The 18,143-nt window shown below is 43.1% G+C and carries 12 protein-coding genes; all 12 read right to left on the reverse strand.

All coding sequences use genetic code 11. From position 1 onward, the window contains the following. Positions 1-602: 602 nt before the first annotated feature. The 12 genes from QZ379_RS07930 to QZ379_RS07985 all read right to left on the reverse strand — a co-directional run bounded on the left by QZ379_RS07930 (position 603) and on the right by QZ379_RS07985 (position 18,048). A complete protein-coding gene (locus QZ379_RS07930; RefSeq protein WP_291562828.1) occupies positions 603-1,967 on the reverse strand; it encodes a PFL family protein in 1,365 nt (454 codons plus the stop codon). A 58-nt stretch (positions 1,968-2,025) separates the two neighbouring features. Beyond that, a complete protein-coding gene (locus tag QZ379_RS07935) occupies positions 2,026-2,298 on the reverse strand; it encodes an ACT domain-containing protein (protein WP_291562831.1) in 273 nt (90 codons plus the stop codon). Positions 2,299-2,387: 89 nt separating this feature from the next. After that, positions 2,388-3,173, reverse strand: coding sequence for a nucleoside triphosphate pyrophosphohydrolase (mazG, locus tag QZ379_RS07940; RefSeq protein WP_291562833.1), 786 nt, complete (start codon positions 3,171-3,173; stop codon positions 2,388-2,390). A gap of 13 nt (positions 3,174-3,186) precedes the next feature. After that, a complete protein-coding gene (locus QZ379_RS07945) occupies positions 3,187-4,089 on the reverse strand; it encodes a LysR substrate-binding domain-containing protein (RefSeq protein WP_291562837.1) in 903 nt (300 codons plus the stop codon). Between the two features lie 106 nt (positions 4,090-4,195). Continuing rightward, positions 4,196-4,777, reverse strand: coding sequence for a DUF6621 family protein (locus QZ379_RS07950; protein ID WP_291562840.1), 582 nt, complete (start codon positions 4,775-4,777; stop codon positions 4,196-4,198). Positions 4,778-4,893: 116 nt separating this feature from the next. Continuing rightward, the gene (locus QZ379_RS07955; protein WP_291562843.1) at positions 4,894-6,483 is read right to left on the reverse strand and encodes a sulfatase; all 1,590 of its coding nucleotides are present in this window, start codon (positions 6,481-6,483) and stop codon (positions 4,894-4,896) included. 4 nt (positions 6,484-6,487) lie between these two features. Continuing rightward, complete coding sequence (gene galB, locus QZ379_RS07960) at positions 6,488-8,929, reverse strand: beta-galactosidase GalB (protein ID WP_291562845.1); 2,442 nt, start codon at positions 8,927-8,929, stop codon at positions 6,488-6,490. A gap of 109 nt (positions 8,930-9,038) precedes the next feature. Beyond that, on the reverse strand, positions 9,039-10,610 hold the full coding sequence (locus tag QZ379_RS07965; RefSeq protein WP_291562850.1) for a sulfatase-like hydrolase/transferase: 1,572 nt from the start codon (positions 10,608-10,610) through the stop codon (positions 9,039-9,041). Positions 10,611-10,699: 89 nt separating this feature from the next. Further along, positions 10,700-12,565 carry a sulfatase-like hydrolase/transferase gene (locus QZ379_RS07970; protein ID WP_291562853.1) on the reverse strand — a complete coding sequence of 622 codons (1,866 nt, stop codon included), beginning with the start codon at positions 12,563-12,565 and terminating at the stop codon, positions 10,700-10,702. A 15-nt stretch (positions 12,566-12,580) separates the two neighbouring features. Then, on the reverse strand, positions 12,581-15,721 hold the full coding sequence (locus QZ379_RS07975; protein ID WP_291562856.1) for a glycoside hydrolase family 2 TIM barrel-domain containing protein: 3,141 nt from the start codon (positions 15,719-15,721) through the stop codon (positions 12,581-12,583). Positions 15,722-15,736: 15 nt separating this feature from the next. After that, on the reverse strand, positions 15,737-17,353 hold the full coding sequence (locus QZ379_RS07980; protein WP_291562858.1) for a right-handed parallel beta-helix repeat-containing protein: 1,617 nt from the start codon (positions 17,351-17,353) through the stop codon (positions 15,737-15,739). Further along, the gene (locus QZ379_RS07985) at positions 17,350-18,048 is read right to left on the reverse strand and encodes an SGNH/GDSL hydrolase family protein (RefSeq protein ID WP_291562861.1); all 699 of its coding nucleotides are present in this window, start codon (positions 18,046-18,048) and stop codon (positions 17,350-17,352) included. The genes QZ379_RS07980 and QZ379_RS07985 overlap by 4 nt, the downstream gene beginning before the upstream one ends. Positions 18,049-18,143 lie beyond the last annotated feature (95 nt).

The raw sequence follows: 18,143 nt of genomic DNA on the forward strand, positions 1-18,143 counted from the left end.
TTATTTTCGATTGCGGATGCAAAGGTACGCACTTTTTTGATTCCTGCAATACTTTGTGCAACTTTTTTTCAAGAAAAATTGTCGATTTACATATAAATAACTGTTAATCAAGAAGAAATATAATAATATTTTTTCAATAGTATTACAAAGAAATGTTTTTGCGATATCGAATATACCTTATAATAATATCAGGAAGAACAAATCTTTCATAAAAAGTCATGTAAGAGAAAAAGAATCCCATTGAAAAAAGATAAAAAACCGAAGAATCTTTCTAAACGACCTAAATAAACAAGGAAAACGTACTGTCACGAAAACCGTGACACGTTCGTGTAACGCGCGGAACACGAACGTGACGCGAGAGTAACACGAACGTGTTCCACCCGTTACACGTACGTGTTCCGCTATCTGAAACAATGTATTTTATAAGATTAAAGCTTATATCTTTAATTTTAAAATGAGTCATATATATCAAGCAAATACTCTCAATAAAAAAGCTCGACCACTGAATACAATGATCGAGCTTATTAGGTTGTATAAAAACGTTTCGTCGTTTTAATAAAAACGCTTCGTCATTTTAGTCCAAACAACGAAGCGTTTTTTCATCAGTTCTTAAAGCTATGTATAGGAGCCGGAATACGTCCGCCTCTGTTTACGAATGCATCGCAGCTGAAACGGTTGATTGGCATTACAGGGGCATATCCCAAAAGACCGCCGAACTCTACTGTTTCGCCCACAGTCTTTCCTACCACAGGAATGACACGGACTGCCGTAGTCTTCTGGTTTATCATTCCGATAGCTGCCTCATCGGCAATCATACCGGCGATAGATGTAGCCGGAGTGTCGCCCGGAATAGCTATCATATCAAGTCCTACAGAGCATACGCATGTCATGGCTTCAAGCTTCTCTATAGTAAGAGCTCCCGCCACTACGGCATCTATCATTCCCTGGTCTTCGCTGACAGGGATAAACGCTCCACTAAGACCGCCAACGTATGATGACGCCATTACACCGCCCTTCTTCACCTGGTCGTTGAGAAGTGCAAGGGCTGCTGTTGTACCCGGTGCACCAGGATATTCAAGACCTATCTCCTGAAGGATTTCAGCCACACTGTCGCCTACCGCAGGTGTCGGTGCAAGCGAAAGGTCGATTATACCGAAAGGAATGCCAAGACGGTGTGATGCCTCCTGTGCTACAAGCTGGCCTACACGGGTAATCTTGAATGCTGTACGCTTGATTGTTTCGCAAAGGACCTCGAAACTTGCTCCTCTGATTTGTTCAAGTGCATATTTCACTACTCCAGGGCCGCTTACTCCCACGTTTATGACAGCATCGTCTTCCGATACTCCGTGGAATGCACCCGCCATGAACGGATTATCGTCCGGAGCATTGCAAAGCACTACAAGTTTAGCGCAACCGAGTGAGTCGCGGTCTTTTGTCAATTCTGCTGTTTCCTTTATGATATCGCCCATAAGACGTACCGCATTCATATTGAGGCCTGTCTTGGTAGAACCTACATTTACGGAACTGCATATTCTCTCTGTGCATGCCAATGCCTTAGGGATGGAACGGATGAAGAGTTCATCGCTATGGCTCATACCTTTCGATACGATGGCAGAGTAACCTCCTATGAAGTTCACTCCCAACTCGGCTGCTACACGGTCAAGAGTCTGAGCTATCTTTACATAATCGTCGGAAGTCTTACATGCCGAACCTCCTACAAGGGCTATAGGAGTAATGGAGATACGCTTATTGACGATAGGAATACCGAATTCCTTTGATATTTCCTCGCCTGTGCTTACTAATTTTCCGGCAAGACGGGTAATTTTGTTATATATATTCTGACAAAGGACATCAAGATTTCCGTCGGCACAATCAAGAAGGTTGATACCCATCGTGATAGTACGGACATCAAGATTTTCCTTTTCTATCATTTTATTGGTTTCAATAACCTCGGATATGTTTATCATTGAATCTATATGTTTTTATCTAACAACTAAAATCTAAAAACTAACAACTGAAAGCAACTCAAATACGATGCATCTTATCGAAGATTTCCTCTCTCTGGCATTTTACCTGTACACCCATTGTTCCTCCTAAGCTTGACATTTCTGTAGCAATCTGCTCGAAAGGTTTATTAATGGCTGACATGTCGACAATCATCATCATGTTGAAATATTCCTGAACGATAGTCTGAGAGATATCCAGAATGTTTACATTGTTCTCTGCCAGGTATGTACATACTTTGGCGATGATACCTATAGTATCTTTTCCTACTACGGTGATAATTGATTTATTCATCTTTTATTGAATTTTAATTACTAATTTTCGGCAAAGATAGTCAATTGATTCCAAAACGAAAGAATTATACACTAAAATATCGCAAAAATCTACAGCCCTTTGCTTTTTGCCTCATTCCACAGCTCGTCCATCTCGCTGAGTGTCATATCATTGAGATTTCTTCCGGCCTTGATGGTATGCTCTTCCAGATAGTTGAAACGGCGGATAAATTTCTGGTTTGTACGCTCCAGCGCATTGTCAGGATTTATCTTGTAGAGTCTTGCTGCATTGATAAGGCTGAACATGACATCGCCGAACTCTGCTTCGGCTTTGTCCTTGTCCATACTGCCCACCTCGGCCTCGAACTCTGTGATTTCTTCTTTCACCTTTTTCCAGACATCTTCCCTGTCCTCCCAGTCGAAACCGACATTGCGTGCCTTGTCCTGGATGCGGTATGCCTTTATCAATGAAGGAAGGGCGGCAGGAACTCCGCTCAGAACAGATTTGTTACCGTCTTTTTCTTTCAGTTTTATCTGTTCCCAGTTTTCAGAAACTTTCTCTGCAGTGTCTGCCTTTACTTCGCCAAACACATGCGGATGACGGAATATAAGTTTGTCGCACAGTTTGTCGCACACATCCTTTATATCGAAATCGCCTGTCTCACTACCTATCTTGGCATAGAATACTACGTGCAGAAGTACATCGCCAAGCTCCTTGCAGATGTTCTTTTTATCATTCTGAATCAGGGCGTCGCAAAGTTCGTAAACTTCTTCTATTGTATTGGGACGCAGACTTTCATTTGTCTGTTTTCTGTCCCACGGACATTTCTCGCGCAATTCGTCCAGCACATCAAGCAGACGGCCGAATGATTGCATCTGTTCTTCTCTTGTACTCATTATTACATATATATTATTTATTTTCTTTTCCGAGTCTGCTACGCACGAAACGCATGAAAAGCTGTGCCGCCTCTATCTCCTGCCCCTGCGTGGACACGAAGCAGAAATGACGGGTGAACTGGAGTCCCGATACGTCTATCACACGGAACAGACCTTCGCCCAACTCCTTCACCAGGGCTGCTATGGATATTATCCCCATACAGTCGCTGCATGCCAGGAATGATTTGAAGCTCTCGGTACTGCCCAAATGCATTCTTACGTTCAGCGACGAGAGTTTCAGACCTTCTTCGGCAAGAACTGTTTCTATGGCGTCAAGCGTACCTGAACCTCTCTCCCTCAAGACAAGCGGAATCTTGCAGAACTCTTCAAGAGTGATTTCCTCCACATCGGCAGGAAGGGCTGAGGAGCGCACCACAGGGACCAATTCATCGCAAAGGAATGCTTCATACTTCAGATACGGAGTACGGAATACTCCTTCCACCATGCCTAAATCTATAGTGTGTTCAGATACGGCATTCTCCACATTGCGGGAGTTGGTATCTATGAGCGAAACTTTTATCTGGTGGTATTTCTCCGTAAACTTGGCAAGTATGGGAGGAAGGATATACTGGGCTATGGTGGTACTGGCCCCCAAACGCAGCTCGCCGGCATACTCATTATTGAGCAGATGCATATCGTATTCCATTTTGCGGTATTCCGTAAGTATACGCTCGCAATGTTCCATCATCATTTTTCCGGCTTCGGTCAGGGAAATCTTGTTGTTTGTACGGTCGAACAGACGGACATGGTACATGCTTTCGAGTTCATGCACATGTTTAGTCACAGCCGGCTGACTGACGAACAGTTCCTGAGAAGCCTTGGTAAAGCTGAGGTTCTTGGCTACGCTGTAGAATACTTTTAGACGGAAATCGGACATGGGAGGATAATTAATAGTTAATAGTTCTTAGTTGTTGGTTGTTGGTTATTAGTTGTTGGTTGTTAGGGGGAACTAAAAACTAACAACTTAAAGACTAACAACTATTCTACAACTCTTCTGCTTTTATTCCCAAAGACTGGAGGACGGCAAAGCCTAACATTTCAAAGGAATATGCAGCCTCATCCTTAGGTGGATTCATACCGAAGAGTGTCACACTGTCTTTTCCCTTTATCTTATTAAGTGTGGAATGGGTTTTCTGCTGATAAGCGTCTTCATCGGCTACAGCGATAACCCTTTTCACATCCTTGGATTCCCCTGCCAACATAAGGGCCTCATTGAAAAGTTCCTCGCATGTAGCCATATCCGACGGCTGGAACGAATAGAGCGAGAACTCGCCAAGCTGGCTCTTGAAAGCTACATTATTAAGTTCCTTGTCCAAATCGGAAGGCGTGCAGAACGACATGCGCGGTTCTGCTGAATCGTATATGAAAATCACCTGAACGGCATTGTCGCCCAATACTACTCCTGCATCGAGCGCAAGACATTCGAGCAATGAGGCAAGGTCTGCTTTCGGCAACTCTCTATTTAATATAGGTGAAAAATGTTCGGCCATATCGCGGCCTACTCTATCAAGATATGATGCATCAATAAGCATCACGTTTGGTGCAAATTCTATTTTCTTTTCCATAATAATCAAATTGTCGGGTAAAGATACGAAAAGTTTGCAGACAAAAAGAATCACCCTTAACACTTTTTTTAGCATCAAGGGTGATCTCTCACATTAATTGTATTAATAAACTAACCTTAATCCACTGTCGTCATGCTCTTCCACCAGTTGGCATTTGGCTGCCAATCTTTTTGAAGCATCTTCTTTCTGCTCTTTTCTTGGGCATTCAAAGTTTTCGTTCGCCAATTCTTCTTGACTTCAGCCTCCTTTTTAGGATCGTACAATGGATCTGCAACCGGTTTGCGTGCATCTACTTCGTCAAGCCATGCCATAAGTTCACCTTCAAGTTCTTTTACCTTATCTGGGAACTGAACATTAAGCGGCTCGCTTTCTGACAAATCCATAGCAAGATTATACAATTCGCTATGGTTGCTCTCGTAATAATAAATCAGCTTCCAGTCGCCTTTACGGATAATAGACGAAGGTTCTCCGCCCTGATTTCCATAATGCGGATAATGCCAGAACAAAGAGCGTTCAGGTTTTGCACCTTCTTTCAGGACAGGCATTATACTGATACCGTCTTTATGCTGTTCAGGATGCATTTCCAGACCGGCATAGTCCAATATCGTAGGATAAAAATCCGTACCTATGACAGGAACATCACATACACTACCTGCATTACAACCTTTATAATACATCATTGCAGGAACACGTATACCGCCTTCCCACTGGCGGCCTTTACCACCACGCAAAGGCAATTGTGAAGAAGAATAAGAGTCGCCCGAAGTTACTCCACCATTATCGCTGGTAAAGATTACCAATGTATTTTCATCAAGTCCCAATCTTTTCAGTTCATCCAATACCATACCGACGGCATCGTCCATCTCCTTGATTACACCGGCATAAACCGGATTGTCCTGAACCTGACGTACCGGCAATGTTCGGTCTACTTCGAATGCCTTGTCGGCTATTCCCATCTTTTCAGCCTTATCCCTGAAATATGACCAGTTTTCTTTGGTAGTCTGAAGCGGGCCGTGCACGGCATAGAATGACAAATATGCAAAGAACGGTTTATTATTATGCTTCTTTTTGTGTTCACGCATGAAATTGACTGTCTCTTTACCAAGTCTTATCGAAAGGTTTTCTCCGGCAGGTCCGTCTTCCAGTTTAGGATTCTTGTAAGGAGAGAAATATCCTCCGGTAGGACTTCCGGCACTCCATCCGCCTTTATTAATCATAAAGCCGTGATCTTCAGGCCATGAGCCCTCATCGCCAAGATGCCATTTTCCCGCAATGAAAGTGGTATATCCGTTATCGCGAAGACACTCTGCGATAGTATATTCATTTGCAGGCAAGTTCCATGCATAATCGGCAGGCAACAATTTGCTATGACGTTTCATTTTTCGCCAATTTTCTCCTGATTTCTCTCCTATCCAGTCTGTTACCCCATGACGTGGAGTATATTTACCGGTCATCAAACTTGCTCGTGAAGGGCTGGAAACCTGGCATGCAGAATATGCATTCGTAAACTTCACTCCTTCCGAGGCCAATCGGTCGAGATTTGGCGTTTCATAAAACTTACTACCCATACATCCCAAATCCATCCAGCCATAATCGTCAGCCAAGATAAAAAGCACATTTGGATGTTTAGGCTTTTTAGCCTCCACTTGTGATGATGCCGCCAATAACGCAGCTGTCATCAATACTCCATTTACAATTTTTTCCATGATACTATTTTATAAGACTTATTTCTTGTACGGCAGGCCTCAAATGACCTCCATAAACCTTGAGTTTCGCCTTTCCGGCTTTAGTTGAAGATTGCAAAACAACGACAAGCTTACCATTAAAGGCACGCATATAATCGGATGCGAAAGAAGTCTGGTCTGTAGGGTCGCCATTACATACGGCTTTCAGTGTTGCATCACCTTCTACATCGAAGAACAACAGATTGTCGGCCTTAGGACAAAGGTTACCGTCCTTATCAAGTATTTCTACTGTGACATATGCCAAGTCTTTGCCGTCTGCTGATATTTCCTTGCGGTCGACTGTAGTTTTTATCCTAAAAGTACGGCCTGCTGTCTTAATGATTTCGGTATCGGCAATGCTGCCATCTTCATTGTAAGCCACCACCTTGATTTCTCCAGGTTGATATACGACATCTTTCCACATAAGCCTGTAGCGTTCGTACCTGCTGTTATTGTTTTTCTCGCGTACCCCCATGCTCTTTCCGTTTACAAACAGTTCGGCTTTAGGATAATTGGTATAACAATACACAGGGACATTCTGTCCGATACGTTCTTCCCAGTTCCAATGTGGCAATACGTGAAGTACAGGCTTGTCGCTCCATTTACTCTGATAAAGATAGAAACGGTCTTTCTTTAATCCACCCAAATCCACGATACCGAAATAAGAGCTGCGTGCCGGGGTTCCTTCATTATAAGGTGTAGGCTCGCCCAAATAATCGAATCCGGTCCATACAAACTCGCCTGCTATGAAATCGCAATCGTCCTGCTGTTCAAATTCTGTGTCAGGAGTACATGCCCATCCCGGATATTCCAAATCGTAGGACGACACATGATAGTCTTCATAATAAGCTCCTCTCCATTCCTTTACAGGGAACTTATATTCACCACGTGAACTTACGGTCGATGCAGTTTCGCTGCCATAAATCGTAAAGTCAGGATATTCCTCATGTTTCTTTTTGTAATCGCGAGGCTTATAGTTAAATCCTACCAAGTCAACTTCTGCTGCCAGTCCGTTCTTGATAGCATCATTATGATTGTTGAATCCCGCTGTCACAAGACGTGTAGGGTCTTCCCTATGGCATATTTCTGTAAGGAAGCGTGCAGTTTCAGCACCATTCGCATCTTTCTGCTCTCTGACTTCGTTTCCTATACTCCACATGATAACGCAAGGATGATTGCGGTCACGGTGAATCATTGCTGTAAGGTCACGTTCAGCCCATTTGTCGAAAAGCGTGTTATATCCATTGACATTCTTTCCTATGCGCCATTCGTCGAAAGCCTCTACCTGCACCAACAATCCCATCCTGTCGCAAAGTTCCAAAAGTTCCGGTGTAGGAGGATTGTGAGAAGTACGGATTGCATTACATCCCATTTCCTGCATTATCTGCAACTGACGCTCCAATGCCCTGTAATTCACAGCGGCTCCCAAAAGTCCCAAATCATGATGCAGGCATACGCCTTTAAGCTTCACGTGCTTGCCGTTCAGGAAAAATCCTTTTTCCCTGTCGAACTTTATACTGCGGAAACCTATAGGAGTTTCGTATGTATCTGTCAATTTATTATCAACATATACGTTAGACACCACTTTATACATATATGGGTTCTCCACACTCCACAACTCAGGATTGCTTACAGGCATCTCTTGAGTAAATGTAAGTTCCTTGCCGGAGATGTTCTTTACTGTCGAAGCCTTTTTTACCGTTTTTCCAACGGCATTTACCAATAACGATTCGAGTTTCACCTTAACACCCTTACCTGTGGCATTGGCAACCCTCGTCTGAATATTTATACTCGCCTTCTTCGATGAGACGCTTGGAGTCGTTACATATGTTCCCCAATGGTCTACGCTCACAGGGTCAGTCACAACCAGACGCACGTTACGATAAAGTCCGGCACCTGGATACCAGCGTGACGACTCCGGTTTATTTTCCAATCTTACGGCGATAACATTTTCACCCATAAAGTTCCACTTGTCGGTAATATCAAAAGCGAATGAAGAATATCCGTAAGGCCATTCACCTACAAACTCGCCATTAAGATAGACTTTGGCAAGGCTCATTGCACCGTCGAACTCTATTCTAATCCTTTTTCCTGTCAGACTTGCATCGGACTTAAATACAGTACGATAATATCCCACACCGAAAGCAGGCAAAGCTCCGGTTCTTCCGGTGCGCATCTTAGGAGCCTTGTCGCCATCTTCGAGCACCTGTACCGACTGCATATCGATACGCATATCGAAAGACTTGTCTATCGCCCAATCGTGAGGAACGGTCACATTCTCCCATCCCGCATCATTAAAACCCTTGTCCACAGCTTCGGCTATTTCGCCAAAATGAAATTTCCACTTTTCCAACGGCTTGAAATCTCTCGCCATGGCCGGAACAGCAAACAAAACAAAAAACAATAATATATTAAACTTATTTTTCATGTACAAATATTTTTCAATTAATAAAAAAAGGAGTTACCAAAAGAAACCGACGATAACTCCTTTTTTTCTTCCTAAAAACAAATCTTTTAAACCTTACCTAATTCCTATATTATTTTTTCTTTTCACCTTTCAATGTCCTATAATGAACTCCTCGTTCAACCTCTTGCAACAATTTTGAACGAAGGTCTTTTACCAATTCAGTATTCTCCTTGGCAATATTATTCCTTTCTCCCGGATCAGAAGCCAAATCATACAACTGATCTTCTTTCGGATTGTTTCCAAGTTCAGTGTTTGTCTGTTTATTCATGGCTGGACCATTTGCCGCAGGAATGTACTTCCACCTTCCGTCAGTGATTGAAAGATTATTCTGAATATTCTGTTCAACGATTATAGAACGACCTTTTGTAGAAGCGTCGAGCCACGAAGCCAACTGGTTCTCGCTATCAGGAGCAGCACCTTCAGGAATAGTCACACCACACATTTCGGCAAATGAAGCAAACCAGTCAAGCTGGCTCATCAGATTGTCCGATACTCCCGGCTGAACCTTACCCTTCCAGCGCAAAATACATGGCACACGAGTTCCACCTTCATAACTACTGTATTTACCACCACGATAAACACCTGTAGCCTTATGGTCGCCAAGAAGTTCCACAGCCTGGTCTTTATAACCATCGTCTATTACGGCACCATTGTCGCTTGAAAGGACCACGATAGTATTATCGTCAAGGTTCAAACGTTTTAAAGTTTTCATGACTTCACCCACTGTATTATCGAACGAAAGCAAAGCATCGCCACGAGGGCCGAGACCGCTCTTTCCTGCAAATCTTTCATGAGGCACGCGAGGCACATGAATGTCGTTTGTAGCCAGATACAAGAAGAAAGGTTCGCCCGAAGCCTGGCTTCTTTCGATGAATCTGACAGCATGGGCAGTAATGCTGTCGGCTATATCTTCGTCACGCCACAAGGCACTCTTTCCGCCCTTCATGTAACCGATACGTGAAATACCGTTCACGATAGACTGGTCATGACCATGCGAAGGATGCATACGCAACAGTTCCGGATTATCCTTTCCTGTTGGTTCTCCAGGGAAATTCTCCTTATAACTTACATATACAGGGTCGTTAGGATCAAGTCCTACACCCTTTCCGTTTTCCATGAACATACATGGAGTACGGTCGGCTGTAGCAGCCATAATATATGAATAGTCGAAACCTATGTCAGAAGGATTAGGTTTTACCACACCGTTCCAGTCCTGTTCGCCAGTCTTGTCGCCAAGTCCCAGATGCCATTTACCTACAACAGCAGTCTGATAACCCGCATCCTTGAACATATCCGCAAGGGTATATCTTTCTGGAGTGATAATCATGGCAGCATTTCCGGCTGCAATACCTGTACCTTCACGTCTCCATGCATATTCACCCGTGAGCATGGCATAACGCGACGGAGTACTTGTGGCAGCACCACAATGGGCATTCGTGAAACGGATACCTTCAGATGCCAGAGCATCAACGTTTGGAGTACATACTGAAGAAGTACCGTTACAACTCAAATCACCGAAACCTATATCGTCTGCATAAATAAACAATACATTTGGTTTTTCAGGCAGTTGCTTTTCGCCTGCAGAGGAACATGCTGCAAGAGCCAATGTTCCAAGTGGAAAAATAAACTTCAAATTCTTCATGGTAAACTTTCATTTTTTTGTTTTGATGACACAAAATTACTTCTTTACATCTAAAACATACACAAAAATCCATTCATTAAGGTCGATTTTTAATTCACGAATGATTTTTTATACAACTTGTTCATATAATCAACCCTCCAATCCACGCCATTGCACTTATTTCGTATCTCGTCCAAAGAAATCGGGAACGCTTTCATCAATCCACTTTCAACCATAAAAGCCACATCGTTCATTATCAGAAGAGATTCCGAATCCGCTTTTGTCTTTCCAAGCACTTTCATCAAATCATCTTTCGAGAACTCTTTTCCAAACATCGAAAGGAACACCATTGCACGCGCCCTGACGTAAGAAATATCGTCTGACAACATCTTCTCAACCATTTCTTTCAATGACTCTGCCTCTTTGCCAAAAGAAGCGCATACCGTAAGAGCCCACCAACGCTCTACAGGATCGTCCGAGTTCAAACTCTTCTTCAAAGTGGGACAAACGGATTTAAAGTTTCCAAGTTCCATATCAGCCACCGCTTTGATTTTCTTGATTCTTTGCCTGGACTTACGTCCGTATCCATACGGATTTTCACGTCCTTCCTCCAGCCATACACATTCAGGCAATAATCCCAGGTCGCACTGCTTAATCATATTTTCATCCAAAATGCCACGAAGTTCCTTCAACTTATCTTTATATTCGGGTAGTGCAGCCAAGTTTCGTGTTTCAAACGGATCGTTACTTAAGTCATAAAGCTCTTCCGCGCCTTGAGGTTTGAAAAATGCCGATTGAATGTCGTTCAGTTTGCCATTCTCATACAGTTCTTTCCATTCCTTGAAAGCAAGCTGCTTGTATCTGTAGAATGCAAACAAAGATTTGGAGTGATAAGGCTGGAAATTTCTGGAGTACTTGAAGTTTCCTTTTCTGACAGTACGATTGAATGCATAAAGTTCGTCGAAACGGTCGCCATAACCATATACCACATCCCTGTCGTTCATTTCCTTTTCAGTGATATCTTTACCGAGGAACGGAGTTCCGTCCATATGTGCAGGAACGTCAAGTCCGGCAAGATGGAGCAAGGTAGGTCCCAAATCCATAAAACTTACAAATCCATGAACACGTCCGCCGCACTTCACAGGAAGATTGTCCCTCCATTTTTCCGGTACATATACCACCAAAGGAACCTTCAAACCTGTTTCGCCGGTATATCCCTTACTGCCAGGAAGGCTACCGCCGTTATCTCCAAAATAGAAAATAAAAGTATTGTCCAGCACCCCGTCTTCACGGAGCATCTCAATCATTTTGCCAAGCTCGCTGTCCACCTTTTGTATCTTGTCATAGAAAGTGGCATAAGTATATCTGAATAAAGGAGTATCGGGATGAACCGGAAGCAGATTAACGGAATTAGCATCATGCACCGTCTTCCTCTCATTCATCTGTTTGGCAGTAAAATGCAAGCAACTTTCATGACTTGCAGCATTTGTTCTGACGAAGAAAAACGGCTGATTTTTGTCTTTACGTTTACGCCAGTCGCCAAGATTACTCTTTATCATGTCCCAGGCATTTGTATCGAGCACACAGTTATAATCCGTTTTGCTGGAATTGGCTGTGAAATATCCTGCACGGCGCAAATAAGTAGGGAACATATGAAATTCTTCAGGCATATTCAGAAGTTCCAGCTTTCTGTGAAAGCTTATACCGAACTTAGGGGCATAACATCCCGTTATCAGTGTCGACCTGGCAGCCGAACTTACCGGAGCATTGCTGTAGGCATTTTCGAAAACTATACCGTTTTCTGCCATATAATCTATGTTGGGAGTCTTTGCACCCAAACCGTCATTATACAATCCCATAAAATGAGGAGCCGTATCCTCACCCATCATCCATACGAAATTAGGACGTCCGTCTGTCTGGGAAAAGACAGACGAAACCGACATAAGTCCGAGAAACGGACATAACACTCTTTTCATAATACTATATCGCAATTAAAAGATTATCAAATCAAAATTCATTTTATACACACCGTCTTTCACCTGATATTTACCCATCGCCTGCGGGCCGCAACTGGCATTGCCCACCGGAGCCATCACAGCATCAATAAACAGGGTGTAATATCCGTCCGGTACAAGTTCACAGGAATGATTCGCATCCATCATTTTCTTGACCGAATAAGGGCTCAACGAGAAATTAAAACATTCGTTTCCATTGACAAGCATCATGCAGTCATCCTCATTGAAGACTTTCACCCATCCGGTGTCTGTCCTGTTTCCGTTTTCCTGAGGTTTCGCATAATTGTCGAACATTTCATTCGCCTTCGCCTCATGTATTCCCAAAAATGCAGAATTTCCACGGTCGGAATATGAGCTCCATGGCCCTGCACCATACCACTGGAGTTTGTCTAACGACAATGGCAAAGGACACTGATAACCTATTCTCGGCAGTTGCGAGCAACCGGTATTAGCCTTTATCTCTGCATTCACGTTTATTCCGCCATCAATCAAAGAATAACTTTCTTTCACCTTAAACAATGTTTTGCCTTTAGCGCTCTTATAGATTTTCTCTGTCTGTATTCCTTCTTTTCCGGCTTTGAAATCCACCAGTTCCATTACGAGATTATCCAATCCGGCATTTCTCCACATCTTGTCCAGGCTCTTGTTGCCTCCACGGTCGTTGTCGGTAGAAGCTCGCATGAAGATATGTTCCAATGCACCGGCAGTAATCTTTTTGCCATCCCTTGAAATCTCTATTATGTTTCCGCTTTTCTTGTCAACGACCATGGTCAGTCCGTCATTTGACAGTATCTCTTTGCCGGCCTCACTCTCTATTTTTGCAAAGTTAATTATCTCAGGCATACGGAAAGGCTTATGCTCGCCAAAAACAAACTGTTCTGCCGCCACCTGTACGGGTTTGCCGTCCCAGATGTTTCGTTCAAACGCTTTTACAGTCAGGGCATATTCGGCTTTGTCGTCAAAACCGGTTTTCATCTCAATCTTGCAATTGCCGGTATTTCCCGCCTTCAACTCAGGCACCACGAACCAGCCGCCTTCTGTAAACACTCCGTTCTTATATAGTGTCCACTCGAAATTATGCTCTTTCAAATCCTTGAAAAGATATTTGTTCTTAATCGTCAAAGTCCTGTCGGACGGATTCCAATCGGAGAATTCAATGTTCTGATATACATATTTCACTTCTTCCGATTTGGGAGTTGAAGAAAAGTCCACAGGGAATATTCCGTTCAAGCAGAAATTTCCAGAATTAGGCGTATCGCCAAAGTCCCCACCGTAGGCAATAAAATATTCACTGTCCGGATTTTTTACACACTTCAAGGCCTCATCCCTGTCTGCTATATCCAAACCGAACTTGCCGGTCTTGCTGCTTTTAATTATGCCCTGGTCTACCCAGTCCCATATACATCCGCCTATCAGTCCCGGATAATTCTCGAACGCATCCATATATTCCTTGAAATTACCCAAAGCATTACCCATAGAGTGTGCAAACTCGCCAAGCAGGAAAGGACGTGAAATGTTTTTCTCGGAAATCATCTTCAAGTCTTCCACGGAATGATATCTGGCTCCGCCATTATTCTTTCCACCCTTAATCACACCTCCGGCAATGATGTCGCCGGTCTCAGGCCCTTCCCAAAAATGATATACCACCGGACGTACCTCGTCGAACTCCTTGATTTTTCTTTCCATGGCAAGCATATTCTCGCCATTCCCGGCCTCGTTACCGAGCGACCACATTATCACCGACGGATGGTTGTAATCTCTAAGAAGCATATCCACGGCGCGCTCCACGTGCATCTGTTCCCACGATGATTGTTTTGCCAGACATTCGTCCTTATACCCCATTCCGTGTGATTCCACGTTAGCCTCATCCATTATCAGAATGCCATACTTGTCGCACAGGTCATAGAAATAAGGATGAGCCGGTGCATGGGCCGTTCTCACACAGTTTATGTTGTGCTCCTTCATCAGCTTGACCTCTTTTTCCATCTGTACTGCCGGAACGTATTTCCCTGTAAAAGGATTGTGTTCCACCCTGTTCACACCTTTAACTATGAGAGGCCGTCCGTTTAGATAGAGTTTTCTGTCGCGCAATTCCACGCTTCTGAATCCGACGTTCGACATCTGTTTTTCCACCACATCGCCTTTATTGTCCTTAATCGTGAAAGTCATCTTATACAAAGCCGGATTTTCGTGCGACCAATATTCCAAGCCCTCAACAACAGCCGAGAACTCATCTTCAAGAACAGTCTTATTCTTGAAACGGGCATCAACGGTTTTCGAGAATACACACTTCCCATCGTTCGAAATGATATTTACATCGATGGTATAAGTTTTCCTCTGTTTCTCTGATGCGTCCAGCTGATACCAAAGTTTCAGTCCACCCTTGCCATCGCCCAACGCATCAGTACTTATACGATAATTATTAAGATGCACATCAGCCACCGAATACAGGTAAACATCACGCTGTATGCCGCTGAAACGCCATCCGTCCTGGTCTTCCAGGTAACTTCCGTCACACCATCTATACACCTTTACCTCCATGTCGGCCTTACCAGATTTGAGATATGGGGTGATATCAAATTCAGAAGGAGAATAGCTGTCCTCGCTATACCCTACGAACTTACCGTTCAGATACAGGTCGAATGCCGAAGACACTCCCTCGAAACAAATCCTCACACGCCTATCCGACCAGTTTTCGGGTATTTTTATTTCCTTACGGTAAAGTCCTACAGGATTACCGTTTATACCATCGATGTATGGAGGATTGGCATCGAAAGGATAAATGATATTAGTATAAATAGGACGATCATAACCTTCCATCTGCCAAGAGCATGGCACTTTCACCATATCGTATTCTATCGATTTCCTGTCGGCCTTGGCAAACTCTTCAGGCGAGGGGAACCATGCAAATTCCCAGTCGCCGTTCAAGTTCCTGCAATAAGAAGTATTGACATTATATCGGAAATCGTTGTCAAAGTCCTTTACCGGAATCGTACGAACGTGGCCCGGCAATTCGTTGACTTTGTTTGTTTTCTCGTTCTCAATATAATTGTGGGCATATACAGAACTGCATAACATACCCATAATCAGAAAGATACTTGTTTTTTTATTCATCATGGTAAAATTTTATCGTTAATCATTTTCACATTCAATGGCCCCCAAATCAGGCTTACCGACAACAGGATTTCCCAAGAAGTCTCTGCCAAGCGGTTCAATGCCTCCCGTCAGCGGGATTTCCACACCTCTGTCCTTCACTGCGGCATTGTTCATAGGTATATAATCCTTCGGACACATTCCTCCTTCGTTTTTGAAATCAGGATTTCCTGAAAAACTATTTTTCGATGCAAATTCCACTGCCTTGTTCCAGTCTTCCACATCCACAAAAAGATTATTGCATACCATCACACCCTTTGCCTGGCTCTCTCCTTTCTTCTCTGCACGATACTGGTCGCCCAACACGCTTTTTATTCCACCTTTCATATAGATGATATTGTTGGCTATCCACAGTTTGTTCGTAGTATTTCCTATAGCCATCTGCGATTTTATATCGTCCGATGCATATATCGTATTATTATATATATACGAATTAAAAGGTCCTTTAGGCTTCTGCTTCTTGCCAACATATCCGCTGGTCCACAAGGTCTTTCCTTCCTGGAAAGCGCCACCTTGCCCCTTTCGGCGGAAACCGTCGTTCACGCTTATATTATAACGATACACACAGTTGTAGTTGTTACCTAAAATCTCGCAGAATCCACCTGCATTATATGCGCTCAGATTGTACTGCATTATTATGTTGCCACAATTGAAGTCAATATGGGCACCGGCTGAATCGCCGGGCCCGTTTGAATACATAAAGCGGTTCTTTTCTATGAGCACATCTTTAGTTCCCCAAGTCCATAGACCGCTTCCTCTTCCCCATTTCCTTGTGTCATCTTCCGAACCGGAATATGCCACTTCATTATTATGAACATGTCCCTTTTCTCCTCCCGAAATCTGGATGCCCGGACCGCCCGAACGAAGCACATCGTTGTAAGCCAAGACAAAATTCCTGATATTACGTTTCTTTCCCGTAATCTTTATTCCTGTATGAGCCACGTCTTCTATCGTAGAATGACATACTGATATATTTTCCAACACGGCATTGTCCATAGGATTGATGAAACGGATACCCCATCCATAAGTCTGCGTTCCGTTCGACGTACGTACTTCCGCCTTTCCGCGCTTAAACCCTGCCTGATTGTAATACACATCTTTTATATGCAACTGTTCAAGGCTTATATCGCCGTACGAACCTTCTTTCGACACTTTGACAAGGACTCCACTTCTCATCTTCTCTTTCCTTGCAAGTTCATCAGCCGCCCCACCATTGGCAGTAATCATCAGGCGGGACACCGCTATGTGTTTGCAATTTTCCATATAGACACCGGCCACACTCTCTGCCGCATCTATCCTGGCCAGTCTCCTTCTTCCTTTCATAGTATCGTATGCAGACACATACACAGGACTGTCATTACCGCCGCAAACGTCTATAAGTTTCAGTACTCCCTTATGCATCCCCTCGGTATGCAGCAAAACAGAGTCGCCCGGCATAAGTTCTATTTCCGCTATCCTGTCCAAAGTCTTGAAAGGCACTACTGCAGAAGTTCCCTTATTCGAGTCGTTGCCCATCACTGGACTCACATAATATGTCTTGGCAGAAACCATTCCCGCCATAAACATCAAAGCTGATATCACTAATCCTTTTTTCATTTCTTATTTTTCATAAAAGAAATAACCTTATTCTTAATCTGCGACATACCCTTAATCGAAGGATGTCCTTTTTGTTTATCTATTTCTGGCAATTTGATACATGGAACATTATAATGTTGACAGATTTTATTTATTGACTGATTGAAACCTTTCTTTAGTCCAAAGTTCAATATAAAATATATTTCCGCATTTTTATGGTGCTTTGTAAGATAATCAAGCATATAAGCCATTGCCGGACGGAAACTCTTCAAATCCTCATCACTGAAATCCTCAAACTTGAACTCCCCTAACGGAGATTTGGCCCAGCAGTCGTTTGTTCCTCCAAAAACAAATATCACATCAGGCGAACCCAATTTTTTCATTCTTGTCACAAATGAGCTTTCCGAAGAATCCATTTTACCATATCCGGTATTACATATTGTTGAGCCAGAAAATGAATTATTCACTTCTATTTTGTAATTCAAATCCTTAGCCAACTGATACCACCATGTCTGTTCCACACGCGCAACATCGTTCACATCATTGCTTCCTTCAAAGTACCATGTCTTGTTACCTTTCACTATATGTCCTTCAAACGTGGAATATGAATCACCTAAGATTGATACACTTTTCGTCTGCTGAGAAAAAGCAACGTTTAATGAAGACAATAAAAACATTCCTGTAAAAAGAATTCTTTTAATAATTTTGCTGTTCATAGTTCTTATATTTAAATTTTCAATTGCGAAAATAACAATATACAATATAAGACAGGGCTAATATTTCTCCAAATTGGTTGAATATAGCATCATAG

Source organism: Bacteroides sp. (genome assembly GCF_019417265.1).
In the GTDB taxonomy this organism is placed as follows: Bacteria; Bacteroidota; Bacteroidia; order Bacteroidales; family Bacteroidaceae; genus Phocaeicola.

What these genes read in the sequence shown, in the direction of transcription:
- galB (WP_291562845.1), bottom strand. Translation starts at nt 8,929, where the DNA reads ATGAAAAATAAGTTTAATATATTATTGTTTTTTGTTTTGTTTGCTGTT.
- QZ379_RS07930 (WP_291562828.1), bottom strand. Translation starts at nt 1,967, where the DNA reads ATGATAAACATATCCGAGGTTATTGAAACCAATAAAATGATAGAAAAG.
- QZ379_RS07955 (WP_291562843.1), bottom strand. Translation starts at nt 6,483, where the DNA reads ATGGAAAAAATTGTAAATGGAGTATTGATGACAGCTGCGTTATTGGCG.
- QZ379_RS07975 (WP_291562856.1), bottom strand. Translation starts at nt 15,721, where the DNA reads ATGATGAATAAAAAAACAAGTATCTTTCTGATTATGGGTATGTTATGC.
- QZ379_RS07970 (WP_291562853.1), bottom strand. Translation starts at nt 12,565, where the DNA reads ATGAAAAGAGTGTTATGTCCGTTTCTCGGACTTATGTCGGTTTCGTCT.
- QZ379_RS07985 (WP_291562861.1), bottom strand. Translation starts at nt 18,048, where the DNA reads ATGAACAGCAAAATTATTAAAAGAATTCTTTTTACAGGAATGTTTTTA.
- QZ379_RS07945 (WP_291562837.1), bottom strand. Translation starts at nt 4,089, where the DNA reads ATGTCCGATTTCCGTCTAAAAGTATTCTACAGCGTAGCCAAGAACCTC.
- QZ379_RS07980 (WP_291562858.1), bottom strand. Translation starts at nt 17,353, where the DNA reads ATGAAAAAAGGATTAGTGATATCAGCTTTGATGTTTATGGCGGGAATG.
- QZ379_RS07965 (WP_291562850.1), bottom strand. Translation starts at nt 10,610, where the DNA reads ATGAAGAATTTGAAGTTTATTTTTCCACTTGGAACATTGGCTCTTGCA.
- mazG (WP_291562833.1), bottom strand. Translation starts at nt 3,173, where the DNA reads ATGAGTACAAGAGAAGAACAGATGCAATCATTCGGCCGTCTGCTTGAT.
- QZ379_RS07935 (WP_291562831.1), bottom strand. Translation starts at nt 2,298, where the DNA reads ATGAATAAATCAATTATCACCGTAGTAGGAAAAGATACTATAGGTATC.
- QZ379_RS07950 (WP_291562840.1), bottom strand. Translation starts at nt 4,777, where the DNA reads ATGGAAAAGAAAATAGAATTTGCACCAAACGTGATGCTTATTGATGCA.